14 protein-coding genes and 1 tRNA gene are annotated in these 14,346 nt (G+C 63.6%); 12 read left to right on the top strand and 3 right to left on the bottom strand.

Going from position 1 to position 14,346, the window contains the following annotated elements:
• Positions 1–119: 119 nt before the first annotated feature.
• Both AC22G6_RS03650 and AC22G6_RS03655 read left to right on the top strand, forming a co-directional pair.
• On the top strand, positions 120–791 hold the full coding sequence (locus AC22G6_RS03650; protein WP_487365651.1) for a DUF4124 domain-containing protein: 672 nt from the start codon (positions 120–122) through the stop codon (positions 789–791).
• 101 nt (positions 792–892) lie between these two features.
• Entirely contained in the window at positions 893–1,471 is a 579-nt protein-coding gene (locus AC22G6_RS03655; RefSeq protein WP_487365652.1) for a YqaA family protein, read from the top strand.
• 36 nt (positions 1,472–1,507) lie between these two features.
• Here the strand turns inward: AC22G6_RS03655 and mutL are convergent, their stop codons facing one another.
• Positions 1,508–3,355, bottom strand: coding sequence for a DNA mismatch repair endonuclease MutL (gene mutL, locus AC22G6_RS03660; RefSeq protein WP_487365653.1), 1,848 nt, complete (start codon positions 3,353–3,355; stop codon positions 1,508–1,510).
• A gap of 167 nt (positions 3,356–3,522) precedes the next feature.
• On the opposite strand from mutL, the gene AC22G6_RS03665 reads away from it, so the two are divergent.
• From AC22G6_RS03665 to AC22G6_RS03695, 7 genes are all read left to right on the top strand, one after another.
• Positions 3,523–4,245 (top strand): hypothetical protein, encoded by a 723-nt coding sequence (locus AC22G6_RS03665; protein ID WP_487365654.1) that lies wholly within the window; start codon positions 3,523–3,525, stop codon positions 4,243–4,245.
• A 26-nt stretch (positions 4,246–4,271) separates the two neighbouring features.
• Entirely contained in the window at positions 4,272–4,925 is a 654-nt protein-coding gene (gene purN, locus AC22G6_RS03670) for a phosphoribosylglycinamide formyltransferase (protein ID WP_487365655.1), read from the top strand.
• 13 nt (positions 4,926–4,938) lie between these two features.
• Positions 4,939–6,084 carry a DUF3108 domain-containing protein gene (locus tag AC22G6_RS03675; RefSeq protein ID WP_487365656.1) on the top strand — a complete coding sequence of 382 codons (1,146 nt, stop codon included), beginning with the start codon at positions 4,939–4,941 and terminating at the stop codon, positions 6,082–6,084.
• Between the two features lie 9 nt (positions 6,085–6,093).
• Positions 6,094–7,401 (top strand): RsmB/NOP family class I SAM-dependent RNA methyltransferase, encoded by a 1,308-nt coding sequence (locus tag AC22G6_RS03680; RefSeq protein WP_487365657.1) that lies wholly within the window; start codon positions 6,094–6,096, stop codon positions 7,399–7,401.
• Complete coding sequence (locus AC22G6_RS03685) at positions 7,394–7,975, top strand: phospholipase D family nuclease (protein WP_487365658.1); 582 nt, start codon at positions 7,394–7,396, stop codon at positions 7,973–7,975. The genes AC22G6_RS03680 and AC22G6_RS03685 overlap by 8 nt, the downstream gene beginning before the upstream one ends.
• A 2-nt stretch (positions 7,976–7,977) precedes the next feature.
• Entirely contained in the window at positions 7,978–9,309 is a 1,332-nt protein-coding gene (locus AC22G6_RS03690; RefSeq protein ID WP_487365659.1) for a mechanosensitive ion channel family protein, read from the top strand.
• Between the two features lie 89 nt (positions 9,310–9,398).
• Positions 9,399–10,568 carry a DesA family fatty acid desaturase gene (locus tag AC22G6_RS03695; protein WP_487365660.1) on the top strand — a complete coding sequence of 390 codons (1,170 nt, stop codon included), beginning with the start codon at positions 9,399–9,401 and terminating at the stop codon, positions 10,566–10,568.
• 91 nt (positions 10,569–10,659) lie between these two features.
• On the opposite strand, the gene queD is transcribed toward AC22G6_RS03695, so the two are convergent.
• Positions 10,660–11,109, bottom strand: coding sequence for a 6-carboxytetrahydropterin synthase QueD (gene queD / locus AC22G6_RS03700; RefSeq protein ID WP_108949016.1), 450 nt, complete (start codon positions 11,107–11,109; stop codon positions 10,660–10,662).
• A gap of 88 nt (positions 11,110–11,197) precedes the next feature.
• Here queD and AC22G6_RS03705 point away from each other — a divergent pair, with 88 nt between their 5' ends.
• Positions 11,198–12,052 carry a radical SAM protein gene (locus tag AC22G6_RS03705; RefSeq protein WP_487365661.1) on the top strand — a complete coding sequence of 285 codons (855 nt, stop codon included), beginning with the start codon at positions 11,198–11,200 and terminating at the stop codon, positions 12,050–12,052.
• A gap of 40 nt (positions 12,053–12,092) precedes the next feature.
• Here AC22G6_RS03705 and AC22G6_RS03710 read toward each other — a convergent pair whose 3' ends face one another.
• Positions 12,093–12,386, bottom strand: coding sequence for a helix-turn-helix domain-containing protein (locus AC22G6_RS03710; protein ID WP_108951297.1), 294 nt, complete (start codon positions 12,384–12,386; stop codon positions 12,093–12,095).
• A 250-nt stretch (positions 12,387–12,636) separates the two neighbouring features.
• Between AC22G6_RS03710 and AC22G6_RS03715 the strand changes: the two genes are divergently transcribed.
• Entirely contained in the window at positions 12,637–13,863 is a 1,227-nt protein-coding gene (locus AC22G6_RS03715) for an aspartate kinase (RefSeq protein ID WP_487365662.1), read from the top strand.
• A 66-nt stretch (positions 13,864–13,929) separates the two neighbouring features.
• Positions 13,930–14,022 (top strand) — tRNA-Ser (locus tag AC22G6_RS03720).
• The last annotated feature ends 324 nt before the right edge of the window (positions 14,023–14,346 follow it).

Raw genomic sequence — 14,346 nt, forward strand, 5'->3', positions numbered from 1 at the left:
TGATCCTGAAGCGGTGCTGCAATCCCTTGTTGCGCTTTGTGCGCCGGCGCGGACGCCTGCTGCAGTAAGCTGGAGGCTCCTGCCGTGTAGGAAAGGGCAGGCATGGCGCGGAGAGGGTAATGAACCGCAATTGGCTGGCGCTCGGTGCGGGAATTCTGATGGCATTTTCGGCGTGCGCGGACGACGCCGAGGTGTTTCGCTGGAAGGACCGCGAAGGCCGCATCAACTACGGCAACATGCCGCCACCGGGCGTGGACGCGGAGCCGGTCGGAGGCCGGGGCCGGCTGACGGTGGTGCCAGCCCCGGTTCTGCCGCCTGCACCGCTCCCGCCGCCACCGGAATCGCGTCTGGATCGGCTGGAGCGCGAACTCGAAGCCGAACGCCAGCTGCGTCTCGACGCGGAGGCGGCGGAGCAGGCGCGCGAGCTTGAGCGCGCGCAACTGAAAGCCGAGTGCGAGGCGCGCTACCGGGAGCCCTGCAGCGACGACGGCGAACCCGCCGGAAAGCGATACATTGTGGTGTCGCCGCGCCCGTTTCCGCATCTGCCCGGGATGCCGACCGTCCGACCCTTGCACCGGGATGCGGCACGGGATGCTGGCAGTGCTCGGCGCGATCAGGGGTCGGAGCGGGCATCGCGTCGTGATCAGCGGGGCGGCCGGGAGGCGCAGGAGGGCGAGCGCCGGCGTGGCGCCGAGAGCGATGCCGCGCGCAAACGGGACGAAGGCGGGGAAGGTCGCAGGGAAGCCGGCAATGCGTCCCGCAGCGAAGAGCGCCCGGAGCGCCGGCCTTGATTGCTGCGCCGCGGCATCCAGTGCAATAACTTTCTTGCCAACCAGCTATCATGGCGGCCGTTTACGGCCCGTGCTGCGTCGCCGGATTTCGAGGACTTTTCGTGAAGATATTTTCGCCGCTCTATCAGCGCGCCATGCAATGGGCGCGCCACCGCCGTGCGCCGTGGTTTCTGGGCGGGCTCAGTTTTGCGGAGTCGTCATTCTTTCCCATTCCGCCCGACGTGATGCTGGCGCCGATGAGTCTCGCCAATCCCCGCCGGGCACTGTGGTTTGCGCTCATCACCACGCTCGCATCGGTGGCAGGTGGGTTGCTGGGCTACGTGATCGGCAGCTACGCCTTCGAAATGATTGAGCCCTGGTTGCGCGCCAGTCGCTACTGGTCGAGCTATTCGACCGCAGTCGAGTGGTTCCACGAATGGGGCTTCTGGGCGGTCTTCGTCGCTGGCTTTTCGCCGATTCCGTACAAGGTGTTCACGATTGCCGCCGGTGCGCTCTCCATGGCCCTGATTCCCTTCACCCTGGCCTCGCTGGTAGGGCGCGGCTTGCGATTCTTCATGGTGGCCGGGCTGATGGCCTGGGGCGGGGAACGGATGGAGGCCATGCTCCAGCGCTACATCGACCGCCTCGGCTGGGCAACGGTCATTGCGGTCGTGGCGGGCATCGTCCTGTATCGCGCCTGACAGCGAGGTGGCGGGCCGCAGCGTAGTGGCGTGCCCTCACTGCCCGCGCATGAAGAAGCGGTCGAGGTCGGACATCGTCAGCTGGGTCCAGGTCGGGCGGCCGTGGTTGCACTGATCGGCGCGCTCGGTTGCCTCCATGTCGCGCAGCAGGGCGTTCATTTCCGGTAGCGTCAGGTGGCGGTTGGCGCGCACCGCCCCGTGGCAGGCCATGGTGGCGAGCAGCTCGTTGCGCCTCGCCGTGACCACGTCGGATGCGGGGAATTCGCGCAGTTCTTCCAGCAGCTTTCTCAGGAGTTCGGCCACCGGCGCGTTTGCCAGCAGCGCCGGCACGCTGCGAACCGCAAGCTCCTGCGGCCCCGCGGGGGCGATCTCGAATCCCATGCGCGACAGGACGTCGGCGCACTCGTCGGCTGCGGCCATGTCCTTTGCGCTGACGGAAAATACGGCGGGAATGAGCAGGCGCTGTACCGCCGGCGTGCCATCGAGCACGGTCTTGAGCTTTTCGTACAGGATGCGTTCGTGGGCGGCGTGCATGTCGACCAGGATCAGGCCGTTTGCGTTCTGGGCCAGGATATAGACCCCGTGCAGCTGCGCCAGTGCATAGCCCAGCGGCGCGCCATTGTCGCCCGATGGCAGGGGCGGCGGGGCGACGGGCGCGGACGATGACCGGGGCGCATCTGCGCCCGCGCCCGCAGGTGCGGGCCGTGCGCTCGCTGCAAAGTCGAAGTAGGCCCGGCTGGCCGAGTCCATCGCCAGTTGCCCCTGCACCGGGGGGCGGTTCCAGGCGCTTTCCGGCGGCCGGCCGTAGGGGCTTGGTGTCTGCGCAGTCGAGTGCGCCGCGGGTTGCACCGATTGCGCAGGGACGGAGGTTTCGGCGGAAAGCGGTTCGTCGAGCGCCCGTCCGGCGCCGGATTCGGCCAGCGCCCGGCTGACGGCATGAAACACGAACTGATGGACTGCCCGCGAATCGCGGAAACGGACCTCGATCTTGGCCGGGTGGACGTTGACATCCACACCCGCAGGGTCGAGTTCGAGAAACAGCACATAGGCCGGATGGCGGCTGCCGTGCAGGATGTCGGTGTAGGCCTGACGCACCGCGTGCGTCAGCAGCTTGTCCCGCACGTAGCGGCCATTGACGAAAAAGTACTGGGCGTCGCGGCTGCTGCGCGAATAGGCGGGCAGGGAGGCAAAGCCACCCAGTGAAAGAATGCTGCCCTCGGCGCGCACCTCGCGCGCGTGCTCGAGAAAGTCGTCACCCATCAGGGTGCCGACGCGACGAATCGGCTCGCCCGGTGGCAGGCGGTGCACCACCCGGCCGTTGTGCGAAAGCTGCAGGCCGACGTCCGGGCGGGCGAGGGCGACGCGACGGAACATCTCGTCGCAATGCGCGTACTCGGTGCCTTCGCTCTTGAGAAACTTGCGCCGCGCCGGGGTGTTGTAATACAGGTCGGCGACCTCGACTACCGTGCCCTGGTTGAGTGCCGCAGGCGTGAGTTCACCGCTGTCGCCGTCGATACGCCACGCATGTCCGGCGCCCTCGGCGCGGCTGGTGATGGTGGTGCGCGCAACGGCCGAGATCGCCGCCAGCGCTTCGCCACGAAAACCCATGGTGCCAACCCGTTCGAGATCGTCGAGACTGGCGATCTTGCTGGTGGCGTGACGCTCGAGCGCGAGCGCGAGTTCGTCCTGCTGGATGCCGCAGCCGTCGTCGCTGACCCGGATACGGCGCACGCCGCCCTGTTCGAGTTGCACCTCGATGGCACGCGAGCCTGCATCGACCGCGTTCTCGAGAACCTCCTTGAGCACTGAGGCCGGGCGATCCACCACCTCGCCGGCGGCGATCTGGTTGACGAGGAGGTCTGAAAGGCGATGTATTGAGGGCATGTGCGGACAGGGTCGCTGCAACGAACGGGGTTGGACCGGGGATTATACGGGGCGTGCGGCCATCAGCCAGCACGCGGGGGTTTGGCGTGCGAGCGCGCCCGATCCGGTATGATTTGCTCCGAAACTATTCAATACGACCCGGGGTGCGAACCCCCGCTGGAGGGTGAATGGCTGCTGAGCGCAAGCGCTGGCGTTGTCTGCTGCTGGTCATGGTGGTCGCCGGCCTGATGGCCTGTTCGTCACCCGGTACGGGGCCAAAGCCCGGGCGCTTGCCGGGATTTGCGGCGCAGCATCTGGTAAAAACGGACTTCAATCGCTTCGCCGAAGCGCATCAGCAGCGTATTTTCATCAGTCTGCGGCGCCTGGCGGAGAAGCTTTACAAGCGCAATCCGCGTGAATGGCGAAAGTCCGATGCCCGCAGCATGGAGGCGGCGGTTTCGCATATCTTCGACGAGCCGCACGGCTGGCGTCTGGAGTCGCTCGGTTACCGGCGCGATCTCGATGCGCTGACGGTTGCCCTGCACCCCGCTTATCGCGGCGACCGGGTTCAGGCGTACATTGTCGGACTGGCCAGCATGGTGCAGTCGGCCTTCGGCGATCGTGAGGAGTTTTATCTTCTGGATGATCTTGACGCCCAGCACCTCTACAATGCGGCCCGCAATGTCGAGATTGCAGCCTGGAAACTGGGCAACGCAACCGGCGCGGATGGTCATCTGCTGCTGTTGTCGAATGAGATGGGGGACGTCACCAATCTCAGTTTCGAGCGCGATTTCGGCCGTGTGATCGGTCTGCTCGAAGCGCTTTCCGACGTGGTCGAGGAAAAGACCGAACGTACTGTCACCCGAGTGGTCCAGAACCTTGCAACTGCAGTATTCCTGCCGGTGTATTGAATACACCGCCATCCCCTTCGAGGATCATGAAGTCCATCGTTATTCTTGTTTCCGGTCGCGGCAGCAACATGGAAGCCATTGTGCGGGCCGCCATACCGGGTGCCCGCATTGCAGCCGTGATCAGTAACCGGCCCGATGCGGCGGGGCTTGCCTTTGCCGCTGCGCACGGCATTGCCACCGTGGCAATCGACCACAAGGCCTATGCCGACCGTGCCGGCTTCGACACCGCGCTGGCTGCCGCAATCGACGCGCATCAGCCCGATCTGGTCGTGCTGGCAGGGTTCATGCGGGTACTCACTGATGACTTCGTTCGTCATTACGAGGGGCGCCTGATCAACATTCATCCGTCACTGCTGCCGTCCTTTCCGGGGCTGCACACGCATCGCCGGGCGCTTGAAGCCGGGGTGAGGGTGCATGGCGCGACCGTTCATTTCGTGACAGCGACGCTGGATTGCGGACCGATCGTGGTACAGGCCGTCGTGCCGGTGCACGCCGGCGACGACGAGGCAACACTTTCTGCGCGCGTGCTCGAACAGGAGCATCGAATCTATCCGCAGGCCGTGCGCTGGTTTGTCGAGGGGCGGATTGCACTGGGTGCCGATGCCCGCGTCAGTGTTGCCGATGCGGACTTCGCCGTGGCCCCGAGCGCAGTGCCCGCAGTCGAGCAGGTGGCAGGCTGAGGACGGCCGGCTCATGATCGATCGAGGCCTCATCGCGGCGCTGGGTCTGTCTGTGCTGGCCCATGGCACGCTGCTTGCGGGCGAGGGCTGGCACTGGGCTGACCCTGAGCCCGAAACGGCGCAGACGCTCAGTGCAGCGCTGCGAACGGTCGCGGTGCCGGTCACGACAGCACCCGCGGTGGTGGCTGCGCCAGCGCCTGCAGTCCCGCCGGCGCGCAAGCAGGCGCCGCCGGCCTTCGCACCGCTTGCTGCGTTGTCCCCGCCGACCGACGTGATCAGCGATGCAGCGCCCGAGCCGCTGTTTGAGCAGGCAGTGGCGCCTGGGGCGCTGGAGCCTCCGCTTGAACTCGCCGAAGCCGAAGCTGCACCTGAAGCCGAGTCCGCTGAGCCCGACCTGGGTGAGTCGTTCGCGCTCGACGGCTGGCCCGCACACGGTGCCATCGTATATCGCGTCTATCTGGGCTCGGCCGGCCTGCAGGTGGGTGAAGCGCGTCATGACTGGTTTCATGACGATACGAGTTACCGCATGCAGGTCACGCTCGAAACGACCGGGCTGGCGGCCTTGCTCCACGGTTTTCACTACGTGCAGAAGAGCGAAGGTGAACTGGGGCCGGAGGGGCTCAGGCCAAATCAGTTCACCGTTGCGCAGAAGGGCAAGAAACTGGAAAGTGCCCTGTTCGACTGGGACAATGCGAAGGTGAGCATCCGGCGCGGAGAGCGGGAGCGTCGCAACGCAGCCTTGCAGACCGGCGATCAGGATGTGCTCAGTCTGTGGCACCAGATCGGTATCGTCGGTACCGCAGGGCTGCCGCGTGAGATCATGGTGGTCAGCAACAAGGAAGCCACGCCTGCACTGCTCGAAGCAGTCGGGGACGAAGGACTGAGCCTGCCGATCGGGCGGCTCGAAACCTTGCGGGTCAGGGCGCAGGCGCAGACCGGCGTATTGACCATAGACATCTGGCTGGCGCGCAATTACGGCATGTTGCCGGTGCGCATCAGGATGGTGGACGACAAGGGCGAAGTGCTCGACCAGCAAGCCGTGCAGCTCAGGCTTGCACCGCCGGACGGAAAGGCGAGCGAGACCGCAGGTGCGGTCGACAGTATTGAACTCAAGGAAGAAGCGCCGACAGAACCGTTGGCCAATCTTTATACGAACTGAACGGATATCATGCAGAAAACAGTCAAGGCAGCCGAGGCCATCTCGCGCGGTCTCATCATTCAGACCACACAGGTGCTCGGCACCGTGCTGTCTTTCGAACACCCCGCCGATGCGGTCCTGTCGCGGCATTTTCGTGAGAATCGCGATCTCGGTCACCGCGACCGCGGCTTCATTGCCGAGACCGTTTATGGCATCGTGCGCCGCCTGCGCTGGCTGCGTCGTATTGCCGGCGCCACTGCAACCCCGCGTCAGCTGCTGCTGGCCTGGCTGGCACGTGGCGAAGGCTGGCCGATGCGCCAGTTCGAAGGTCTCGCGTCGGCCACCGAACGCGACTGGATCGAGTCCATCAAGTCGGCCACGCTGGACGAGGGGACGGTTGCCGAGCGCGCCGACCTGCCTGACTGGCTGACCGAGCGCCTGCTCGCCAGTTACGACGAAGCAGCGGTGCTGCAGCTTGCCTACAGCCTGAACCGGCCGGCGCCGCTCGATTTGCGGGTGAACGTGCTCAAGGCCGACCGCGATGCCGTGCTCGCGAAGCTGAACGAGGATGGTTTTGCTGCGGAAGCCTGCACGATGTCGCCGCAAGGTATCCGGCTTGCGGGCAAGCCCGCGCTGCAGAAGTACCCGCTGTTTCTTGAAGGTGGCTTCGAGGTCCAGGACGAAGGCAGTCAGCTCCTTGGCTTGCTGGTGCAGCCCAAGCGCAGCGAACTGGTGGTGGATTTCTGCGCCGGTGCTGGCGGCAAGACCCTGCAGCTGGGTGCGATGATGCGTTCGACCGGGCGCCTGTATGCCTTCGACGTGTCCGAGAAGCGTCTGGCCAAGCTCAAGCCGAGGATGGCGCGTTCGGGGCTTTCCAACGTCCATCCGGTGCTCATCGCGCACGAGAACGATGCCAAGGTAAAGCGCCTGGCAGGCAAGGCCGACCGCGTGCTGGTGGATGCACCCTGCAGCGGGCTAGGCACCCTGCGCCGCAATCCCGACCTGAAGTGGCGCCAGACGCCCGAGTCGGTGGATGAAATGGTCGTCAAGCAGGGCTCCATCCTTGCCGCTGCGGCCCGGCTCGTGCGCCCCGGCGGCCGCCTGGTGTATGCAACCTGCAGCCTGCTCGCCGAAGAAAACGACGCCGTGGTCGACGCTTTCCTGGCTGCAAACCCGGCGTTCAAGGCCGTGTCCGCCCAGGAAGTGCTCGAGCGTCAGGGCGTGACCCTGGCCACCGGCGAACGTCTGCGCCTGTCGCCTCACGAGCACAATACCGACGGCTTCTTTGCCGCGGTGCTCGAGCGCCAGTCTTCAGTGCCCGACGCTGCCGATGCCTGATGGCTGGCGGCGCGTGGCGCTGGCGGTGTCGCAGGTGTTTCTGCTCGTAGCGCTGGCAGGCAGCGCATCCGCTTCGCAGACCTTTCGTGCGCAGGGCGAGATCGAACTCGCCTTCTCGCCTTGGGACGATCCTGAGAAGCTGTTGCTAGACGTGGTGAGGAAGGCGCGCCACAGCGTGCTGGTGCAGGCCTATGCCTTTACCAGTCGCACGTTTGCCGATGCGCTGGTGGCCGCCCATAAACGTGGTGTACGCGTTGAGGTGCTCGCCGACGCCGGCATGAACCGGCGCGAGCGCGGCAATGCCGTGCCACGCCTGCTCGCGGGCGGGGTGCCGGTCGCCTTCGAGACCCGTTACCGCGCAGCGCATAACAAGGTCGTGATTGCCGACGCGGAAGGGCCGGGCTGCACTGTGGTGACCGGTTCATACAATTTCACCTGGTCGGCCAACAACCGGAACGCGGAAAATCTGCTGGTGATGCGTGCGCATTGCCCGCTGGCACGCAGTTACCGTGACAACTGGCGGCGCCATCGCGCCGAAGCGACGCCCGTCCGGCGCCTGCCCTGGAAACCGTGAGCATGCAGCAAGGTCCGAATCTGGTCGCCCTGGCCGACAATATTGCGCGAGCCTGGTCGGGCCTCGGCCAGGCCGCCATGCTGCGCCAGCTCGCCGTCATCGTCTGTGCCCTCGTTGTGGGCTGGTTCATTCAGCAGGCCTGGGATCGCCGTCTGCTGCAGCTCGATCCCGAGCCGCTCAACTCCGCGCGGCGCTTCGGGCAGCATGGCGCCAAGCGCGTGCTGTTTCCCCTCACCGCCTTGTTGCTGGTCGTCGTTGCACGGGCAGTGCTTGCGCGCTATCAGCCCGTCCATCTGCTCGACCTGGCCGTGCCCTTGCTGACCTCGCTGGCGGTGATCCGTTTCGTCGTATTTGCCCTGCGGCAGGCAGTCGGTCGCACGAGCTGGCTGGGTGCGCTGGAGAGGTTTGTCTCGGCCCTGGCCTGGAGCGTGGTTGCGCTCTACATCCTTGGGTGGCTGCCCGAGGTCATCGAAGGGCTGGACTCGATGTCCGTTACCCTTGGCGGGCAGAAGCTGTCGGCCTGGACCCTGATGAAGGGTCTGACGATGGTCTTGCTCACCTTGCTCGTCGCGATGTGGCTCGCTGGCGTGCTCGAGCGCCGGCTGGCCGGCGCGACGGGGCTCGATGCCAGTGTCCGCCTGGTGCTGACGCGGGTGATGCGCGCACTGCTGATCCTCGTTGCGTTTCTGGTGGCCTTGCCGATGGTTGGCATCAACCTCACCACCTTGTCGGTGTTCGGCGGCGCGCTTGGTGTCGGCCTCGGTTTCGGCATGCAGAAGATCGCTGCAAACTACGTATCGGGTTTCATCATCCTGATCGATCGCTCATTGCGTATCGGCAACCTGATCTCGGTTGGCGCCGAGCGGGGCGTGGTCAAGGAGATCACCACCCGCTATACCGTGATCAGGGCGCCGAATGGCATCGAATCCATCGTGCCGAACGAAGTGCTGGTGAGCTCGGTGGTGCAGAATGAAACGTTCAGCGATACCCAGGTGGCGCTGCCGCTCGTGTTTCAGGTGAGCTACGATGCGGATCTCGATCAGGCGCTGGCGATTCTTGTTGCCGTGGCGGGTGCGCAGCCGCGGGTGCTTGCCGATCCGGCACCGAAGGCCTTTCTGACGGGTTTCGGCGACAATGGCATCAACCTGCGGCTGGGGTGCTGGATTGCAGACCCGCAGGAGGGTACGCTAGCCATTACCTCCGAGATCAACATGGAAGTGTGGCGCCGATTCAAGGCTGCGGGCATTGGTATCCCGTATCCGCAGCGAGAAGTGCGTCTGCTCCCGCCACTTTCTCCCGCGCCCGCTGTCGAAGGGTTAACAGAGCCGGTCTGAATGCCGGCAAGGCCACTGTTTGGTGGTTTGCTGTGGCTCGTGTAGTGTCGCGGGCGCACAGGTTTCTCTTGTACAAGGATTTCTAAAGAATGTATTCCGGGCTTTTCGAGCTTCCCTGGTGGGGCTATGTCGTTGTCGCGCTGGTGATGACCCACATCACCATTGCGTCAGTCACCATTTATCTGCATCGCCATCAGGCTCACCGCGCGCTTGAACTGAGTCCGTTGCCAAGCCATTTCTTTCGCTTCTGGCTGTGGCTGACCACCGGCATGGTCACGGGTGAGTGGGCTGCGGTGCATCGCAAGCACCACGCCAAATGCGAAACGCCCGAAGACCCGCACAGCCCGCAGACACGCGGTATCCGCAAGGTGTTGCTGGAAGGCGCCGAGCTGTACCGGATCGAGGCCGACAACAAGGAAACCCTTGCACGCTACGGCCACGGCACGCCCAACGACTGGCTCGAGCGCAACGTCTATCGCCGCTCCGTGGTCGGGGTGTCGCTGATGCTGATCATCGACGTGGTGGCCTTCGGCGCAATTGGTCTGACGATCTGGGCCGTGCAGATGATGTGGATCCCGATCTGGGCCGCCGGCGTCGTCAATGGCCTGGGCCATTACATCGGTTATCGCAACTTTGACTGCACCGACGCATCGACCAATCTCGTGCCCTGGGGCATCCTGATCGGCGGCGAGGAGTTGCACAACAACCACCACAGCTTCGCCACCTCGGCCAAGCTGTCGGCGAAGTGGTACGAGTTCGATATCGGCTGGATGTACATCCGCATTCTCGAGATCCTGGGCCTGGCCAAGGCCAAGAAGGTCATCCCGATGCCGAAGTTCAGCGACGCCAAGCATCAGCCCGATCTCGACACCCTGCAGGCCATCATCACCCACCGTTATGACGTGATGACGCGCTACATGCAGTCGCTCAAGCACACCTGCAGCGAGGAAATCGAGCGTCTCAAGAAAAGCCATGCAGGCAAGTTCGACGCCCGCGCCTTGCGGCGCTGGGTCCTGTCGGGTGAAGAGCGACACCTGTGCGAAGTGCAGAAAGCACAGCTTGCGGAGGTGATCGGCGACAGCAAGGCCCTCGCCACCGTGGTGTCCATGCGTGAGGAGCTGGCCGCAATCTGGGCGCGTTCCACCGCGACACATGAGCAGCTGCTCAAGCAGTTGCACGATTGGATCGAGCGCGCCGAGCAGAGCGGCATCCAGCAACTGCAGGACTTCTCCATGCGGCTGCGACGCTACGCAATCTGACACGACATAAGGCAAACGGGCGGAAATTATCCGCCCGTTTGCTTTTCTGCTGTTGAATGCAGCGAGTGCGCTGCGCCGCCCGTGTTTCGGCTCAGCGCTCGCCGCGTACCGCGTCTGCCCAGCAGTTCGGCGTTTCGTACAGCCTTACGCGTTCGAGCTGGAGCTGGTTTCCATAAACGTCCTGATAGGCACCGTCCAGAACGCGGAAGGCCTCGGCCGCCAGGTTCTCGGCGGTCGGCACAACATCGAGGGTGACGGTCTTGTGTCCCGGCATCGAGGCAAGGAACGCGGCCACCTGGGTATCATCGCGGTACACCAGAAATGCATGGTCCCAGCGGTCGACGATCATTTCGTTGGCAACTTTCTTGACGTCGGCGAAGTCCATCACCATGCCGTTGACCGCCTGTCCTGCGGCGTCGATGATGTTACCTGACAGCGTCACCTCCAGCGCGTAGCGATGACCGTGCAGATGCCGGCACTGGCTGGCGTGATCCGGAATCCGGTGTCCAGCGTCGAATTCGAGACGACGGGTGATGCGCATGGTTAACCTCGCTTGAAAGGCGGCGGATTATAGCATTTGCCTGAATCCGCTCCCGCTGTCCGTGCGAACGCAACTTACTGAGCCCAAAATGATTTCGACCTCGCAGATCCTGACCATCCACAATCATGACCGTGAGCTCGCCGGACTGACCTATGTCTATCCGGTGCTGTCCCGGCGTGCGGGCGGGGTTTCAATCGGGATCAACCTGAATCCCAACAACGCCTGTAACTGGCACTGTGCCTACTGCCAGGTGCCGAACCTGGTGCGTGGCAAGGCGCCGGAGATCGATCTCGCGCAACTCGAGTCGGAGCTGCGCGGTTTCCTCAACGTACTGGTGCACGGCGACTGGCTTGAGCACAATGCGCCCGAGGGGCTGCGTGAGATCCGAGACATCGCGTTTTCGGGAAACGGCGAGCCGACCAGTGCGGCGGAGTTCCCCGAAGCGGTCGCGCTGGTGGCACGCCTGCATGACGAGTTCGGACTGGGGGCTGGCGTTCCTGTGCGTCTGATCACCAACGGCAGCCTGATGGCGCAGGCGCGGGTGCAGGAGGGGGTGAGTCGGCTCGCAGCGGCGAACGGTGAGGTCTGGTTCAAGGTCGATGGGGGCGACGTTGACGCTATCGAGCGCATCAACGGCGTGCGTCTCGAGCCCGAGGCTATTTCCCGCCACCTGGCGCTGTGTGCCGCGCGCTGTCCGACCTGGGTTCAGACCTGCATGTTCCGCTGGGACGGCGAACTGCCGTCCAGGCATGACATCGACGCCTATCTCGAGGTGCTGACGGCGGCAGGCATCGAAAATCTGCAGGGGGTGCTTCTGTACGGCATCGCGCGCGAGTCGAGGCAACCCGAGGCATCCCACCTTTCGGCGCTGACGCTCGATGAACTCGAAGCGATCGCTGCTCGCATCAAGGAAAAAGGGCTGACGGTTCGCGTCAGCCCCTGATTCATGCATGCGCCCGGCTTGCGGGCGGCACTCCCGACCATTAACCAGCCTTGCGCTTGGCCTTGGCTTCCTTCTTTAGGGTCTTGTACAGCTCCGGGTTGCTGGCCTTCAGGTACTCGGCCACATCCACGTCGTCGCGTTTGACCTTGTTGATGTCGATCTGTTCGACGTGAACCAGGCGCAGCAGGGCCTGAACCGGGCGCGGAATGTTGCGGCCGCTCTCATAGCGGGAACCACCGCTCTGGGTGACACCGATCTTGGACCAGAACTGGGACTGGTTGAGGCCGAGCTTGCGGCGAATTTCGCGTACATCAAGGGTATCGGAGTTTTTCATGACTTTGTCCTTTGTCGAGTTGTCAGACATATATTGAGACTGAATTTGTCTGTATGTGGTTCCTACAACTTAAGTTGTAGGATGTTCAGAGTATAGATCAAGCCCAGTCAAATATACAACGGTGATAAATCACGAATCGGGGTTAACCACAATCCATAAGAGTACAAACCCCCGGATTTGTTGCAGTTCTGCAAAACGACCGGCATCGAATAGAATCAAGCCCTTTCCCGACAGGTACTTGGGTACAAAGATGGCCCTGATAGTCCAGAAGTATGGCGGCACGTCGATGGGTACGCCTGAGCGCATCGGGAGTGTTGCCCGCAGGGTGGCGAAGTTCTGTAAACAGGGGCATCAGGTGGTGGTTACCGTGTCGGGAATGAGCGGTGAGACCAACCGGCTGATCGCGCTGTCCAGGGCGGTTTCTTCGAATCCGGATCCGCGTGAACTCGACGTGGTCATTTCGACCGGGGAGCAGGTCACGATCGGCCTTTTGTGCATGGCGCTGCAGCAGATCGGCATCAGGGCGAAGAGCTACACCGGCGGCCAGGTTAAGATCCTGACCGACAGCGCCCACACCCGCGCGCGCATCCTGAGCATCGATGAAGCGTCCATTCGCAAGGATCTTGCGCAAGGCATGGTCGTGGTCGTGGCGGGCTTCCAGGGGGTGGATGCGGAAGGCAACATCACCACGCTCGGGCGCGGTGGCTCGGATACCACCGGGGTTGCACTGGCCGCTGCACTCGAGGCCGAGGAGTGCCAGATCTATACCGACGTCGATGGCGTCTATACGACTGATCCGCGCATCGTTCCCGAGGCCCGCAAGCTCGACACCATCACCTTCGAGGAAATGCTGGAGATGGCCAGTCTTGGCTCCAAGGTGCTGCAGATCCGTTCAGTCGAGTTCGCTGGCAAGTACAAGGTCAGGCTGCGTGTCCTGTCGAGCTTCGAGGAAGAAGGCGAGGGCACGCTCATTACCGTTGAGGAAGACAGCACCATGGAAAGGCCCGTCATTTCCGGCATCGCCTTCAATCGCGATGAAGCCAAGCTCACCGTCGTGGGCGTGCCCGACAAGCCGGGCATTGCGTACCAGATACTCGGCCCGGTTGCCGAGGCCAACATCGACGTGGACATGATCATCCAGAACGTCGGCAAGGACGGCTGCACCGACCTCTCCTTCACGGTCGGTCGCGCCGACCTCGACAAGGCCATGGCCCTGCTCGAAGGTGTGCGGTCGCATGTCGGCGCGGCAGCGATTTCGGCTGACAAGACCATGTGCAAGGTCTCCGTTGTCGGCGTGGGCATGCGCTCGCATCCGGGCGTGGCGTCGAAGATGTTCCGTGCGCTGGCCGAGGAGGGCATCAATATCCAGATGATCGCGACGTCCGAAATCAGAATCTCGGTTGCGATCGAGGAGAAGTACCTCGAACTGGCTGTGCGCGTGCTGCACAAGGCCTTCGAACTCGATTCCGTGGCGTGATCGAAAAATATCGTGAACTGAAATTGACCGCGAGGCAGGGAGTCTATATAGTCCCGCCTTCGTGATGGAGACGTGGCCGAGAGGTCGAAGGCACTCCCCTGCTAAGGGAGCAGACGGGCAAAACCTGTCTCAAGGGTTCGAATCCCTTCGTCTCCGCCAGAGCTTTGGTAATAACGCCCCTTCTGGGGCGTTTTTACTTTGTGCCTGGCATTTGCACATACCTATCCGTTCAGCCCGCAGTCGACGCCCGAAATCAGTGCCCGCCGGCACCTGAGTTCAGGCGGGTCGAACGCCTCTTCCGGCTTCGTTGCTGCGCACAATCCCGCTATACTCCCGCGCGATGCTGGCGCCGCGCTCCGGCTCTTGGTCCGGGATGGGCAACGTGTTCATGCGCAGCCCGGAAGCCCCGTCCCAGCGGATGTCCCTCTGTACTCAAGGCATAGTCCTTCCGGGGAACGGCATCCAACGAATAGCGTCACTTTG

The sequence above is a fragment of the Parazoarcus sp. PS-13 R2A genome, assembly GCF_057621855.1.

What these genes read in the sequence shown, in the direction of transcription:
- AC22G6_RS03650 (WP_487365651.1), top strand. Translation starts at nt 120, where the DNA reads ATGAACCGCAATTGGCTGGCGCTCGGTGCGGGAATTCTGATGGCATTT.
- mutL (WP_487365653.1), bottom strand. Translation starts at nt 3,355, where the DNA reads ATGCCCTCAATACATCGCCTTTCAGACCTCCTCGTCAACCAGATCGCC.
- AC22G6_RS03665 (WP_487365654.1), top strand. Translation starts at nt 3,523, where the DNA reads ATGGCTGCTGAGCGCAAGCGCTGGCGTTGTCTGCTGCTGGTCATGGTG.
- purN (WP_487365655.1), top strand. Translation starts at nt 4,272, where the DNA reads ATGAAGTCCATCGTTATTCTTGTTTCCGGTCGCGGCAGCAACATGGAA.
- AC22G6_RS03675 (WP_487365656.1), top strand. Translation starts at nt 4,939, where the DNA reads ATGATCGATCGAGGCCTCATCGCGGCGCTGGGTCTGTCTGTGCTGGCC.
- AC22G6_RS03680 (WP_487365657.1), top strand. Translation starts at nt 6,094, where the DNA reads ATGCAGAAAACAGTCAAGGCAGCCGAGGCCATCTCGCGCGGTCTCATC.
- AC22G6_RS03685 (WP_487365658.1), top strand. Translation starts at nt 7,394, where the DNA reads ATGCCTGATGGCTGGCGGCGCGTGGCGCTGGCGGTGTCGCAGGTGTTT.
- AC22G6_RS03690 (WP_487365659.1), top strand. Translation starts at nt 7,978, where the DNA reads ATGCAGCAAGGTCCGAATCTGGTCGCCCTGGCCGACAATATTGCGCGA.
- AC22G6_RS03695 (WP_487365660.1), top strand. Translation starts at nt 9,399, where the DNA reads ATGTATTCCGGGCTTTTCGAGCTTCCCTGGTGGGGCTATGTCGTTGTC.
- queD (WP_108949016.1), bottom strand. Translation starts at nt 11,109, where the DNA reads ATGCGCATCACCCGTCGTCTCGAATTCGACGCTGGACACCGGATTCCG.
- AC22G6_RS03705 (WP_487365661.1), top strand. Translation starts at nt 11,198, where the DNA reads ATGATTTCGACCTCGCAGATCCTGACCATCCACAATCATGACCGTGAG.
- AC22G6_RS03710 (WP_108951297.1), bottom strand. Translation starts at nt 12,386, where the DNA reads ATGAAAAACTCCGATACCCTTGATGTACGCGAAATTCGCCGCAAGCTC.
- AC22G6_RS03715 (WP_487365662.1), top strand. Translation starts at nt 12,637, where the DNA reads ATGGCCCTGATAGTCCAGAAGTATGGCGGCACGTCGATGGGTACGCCT.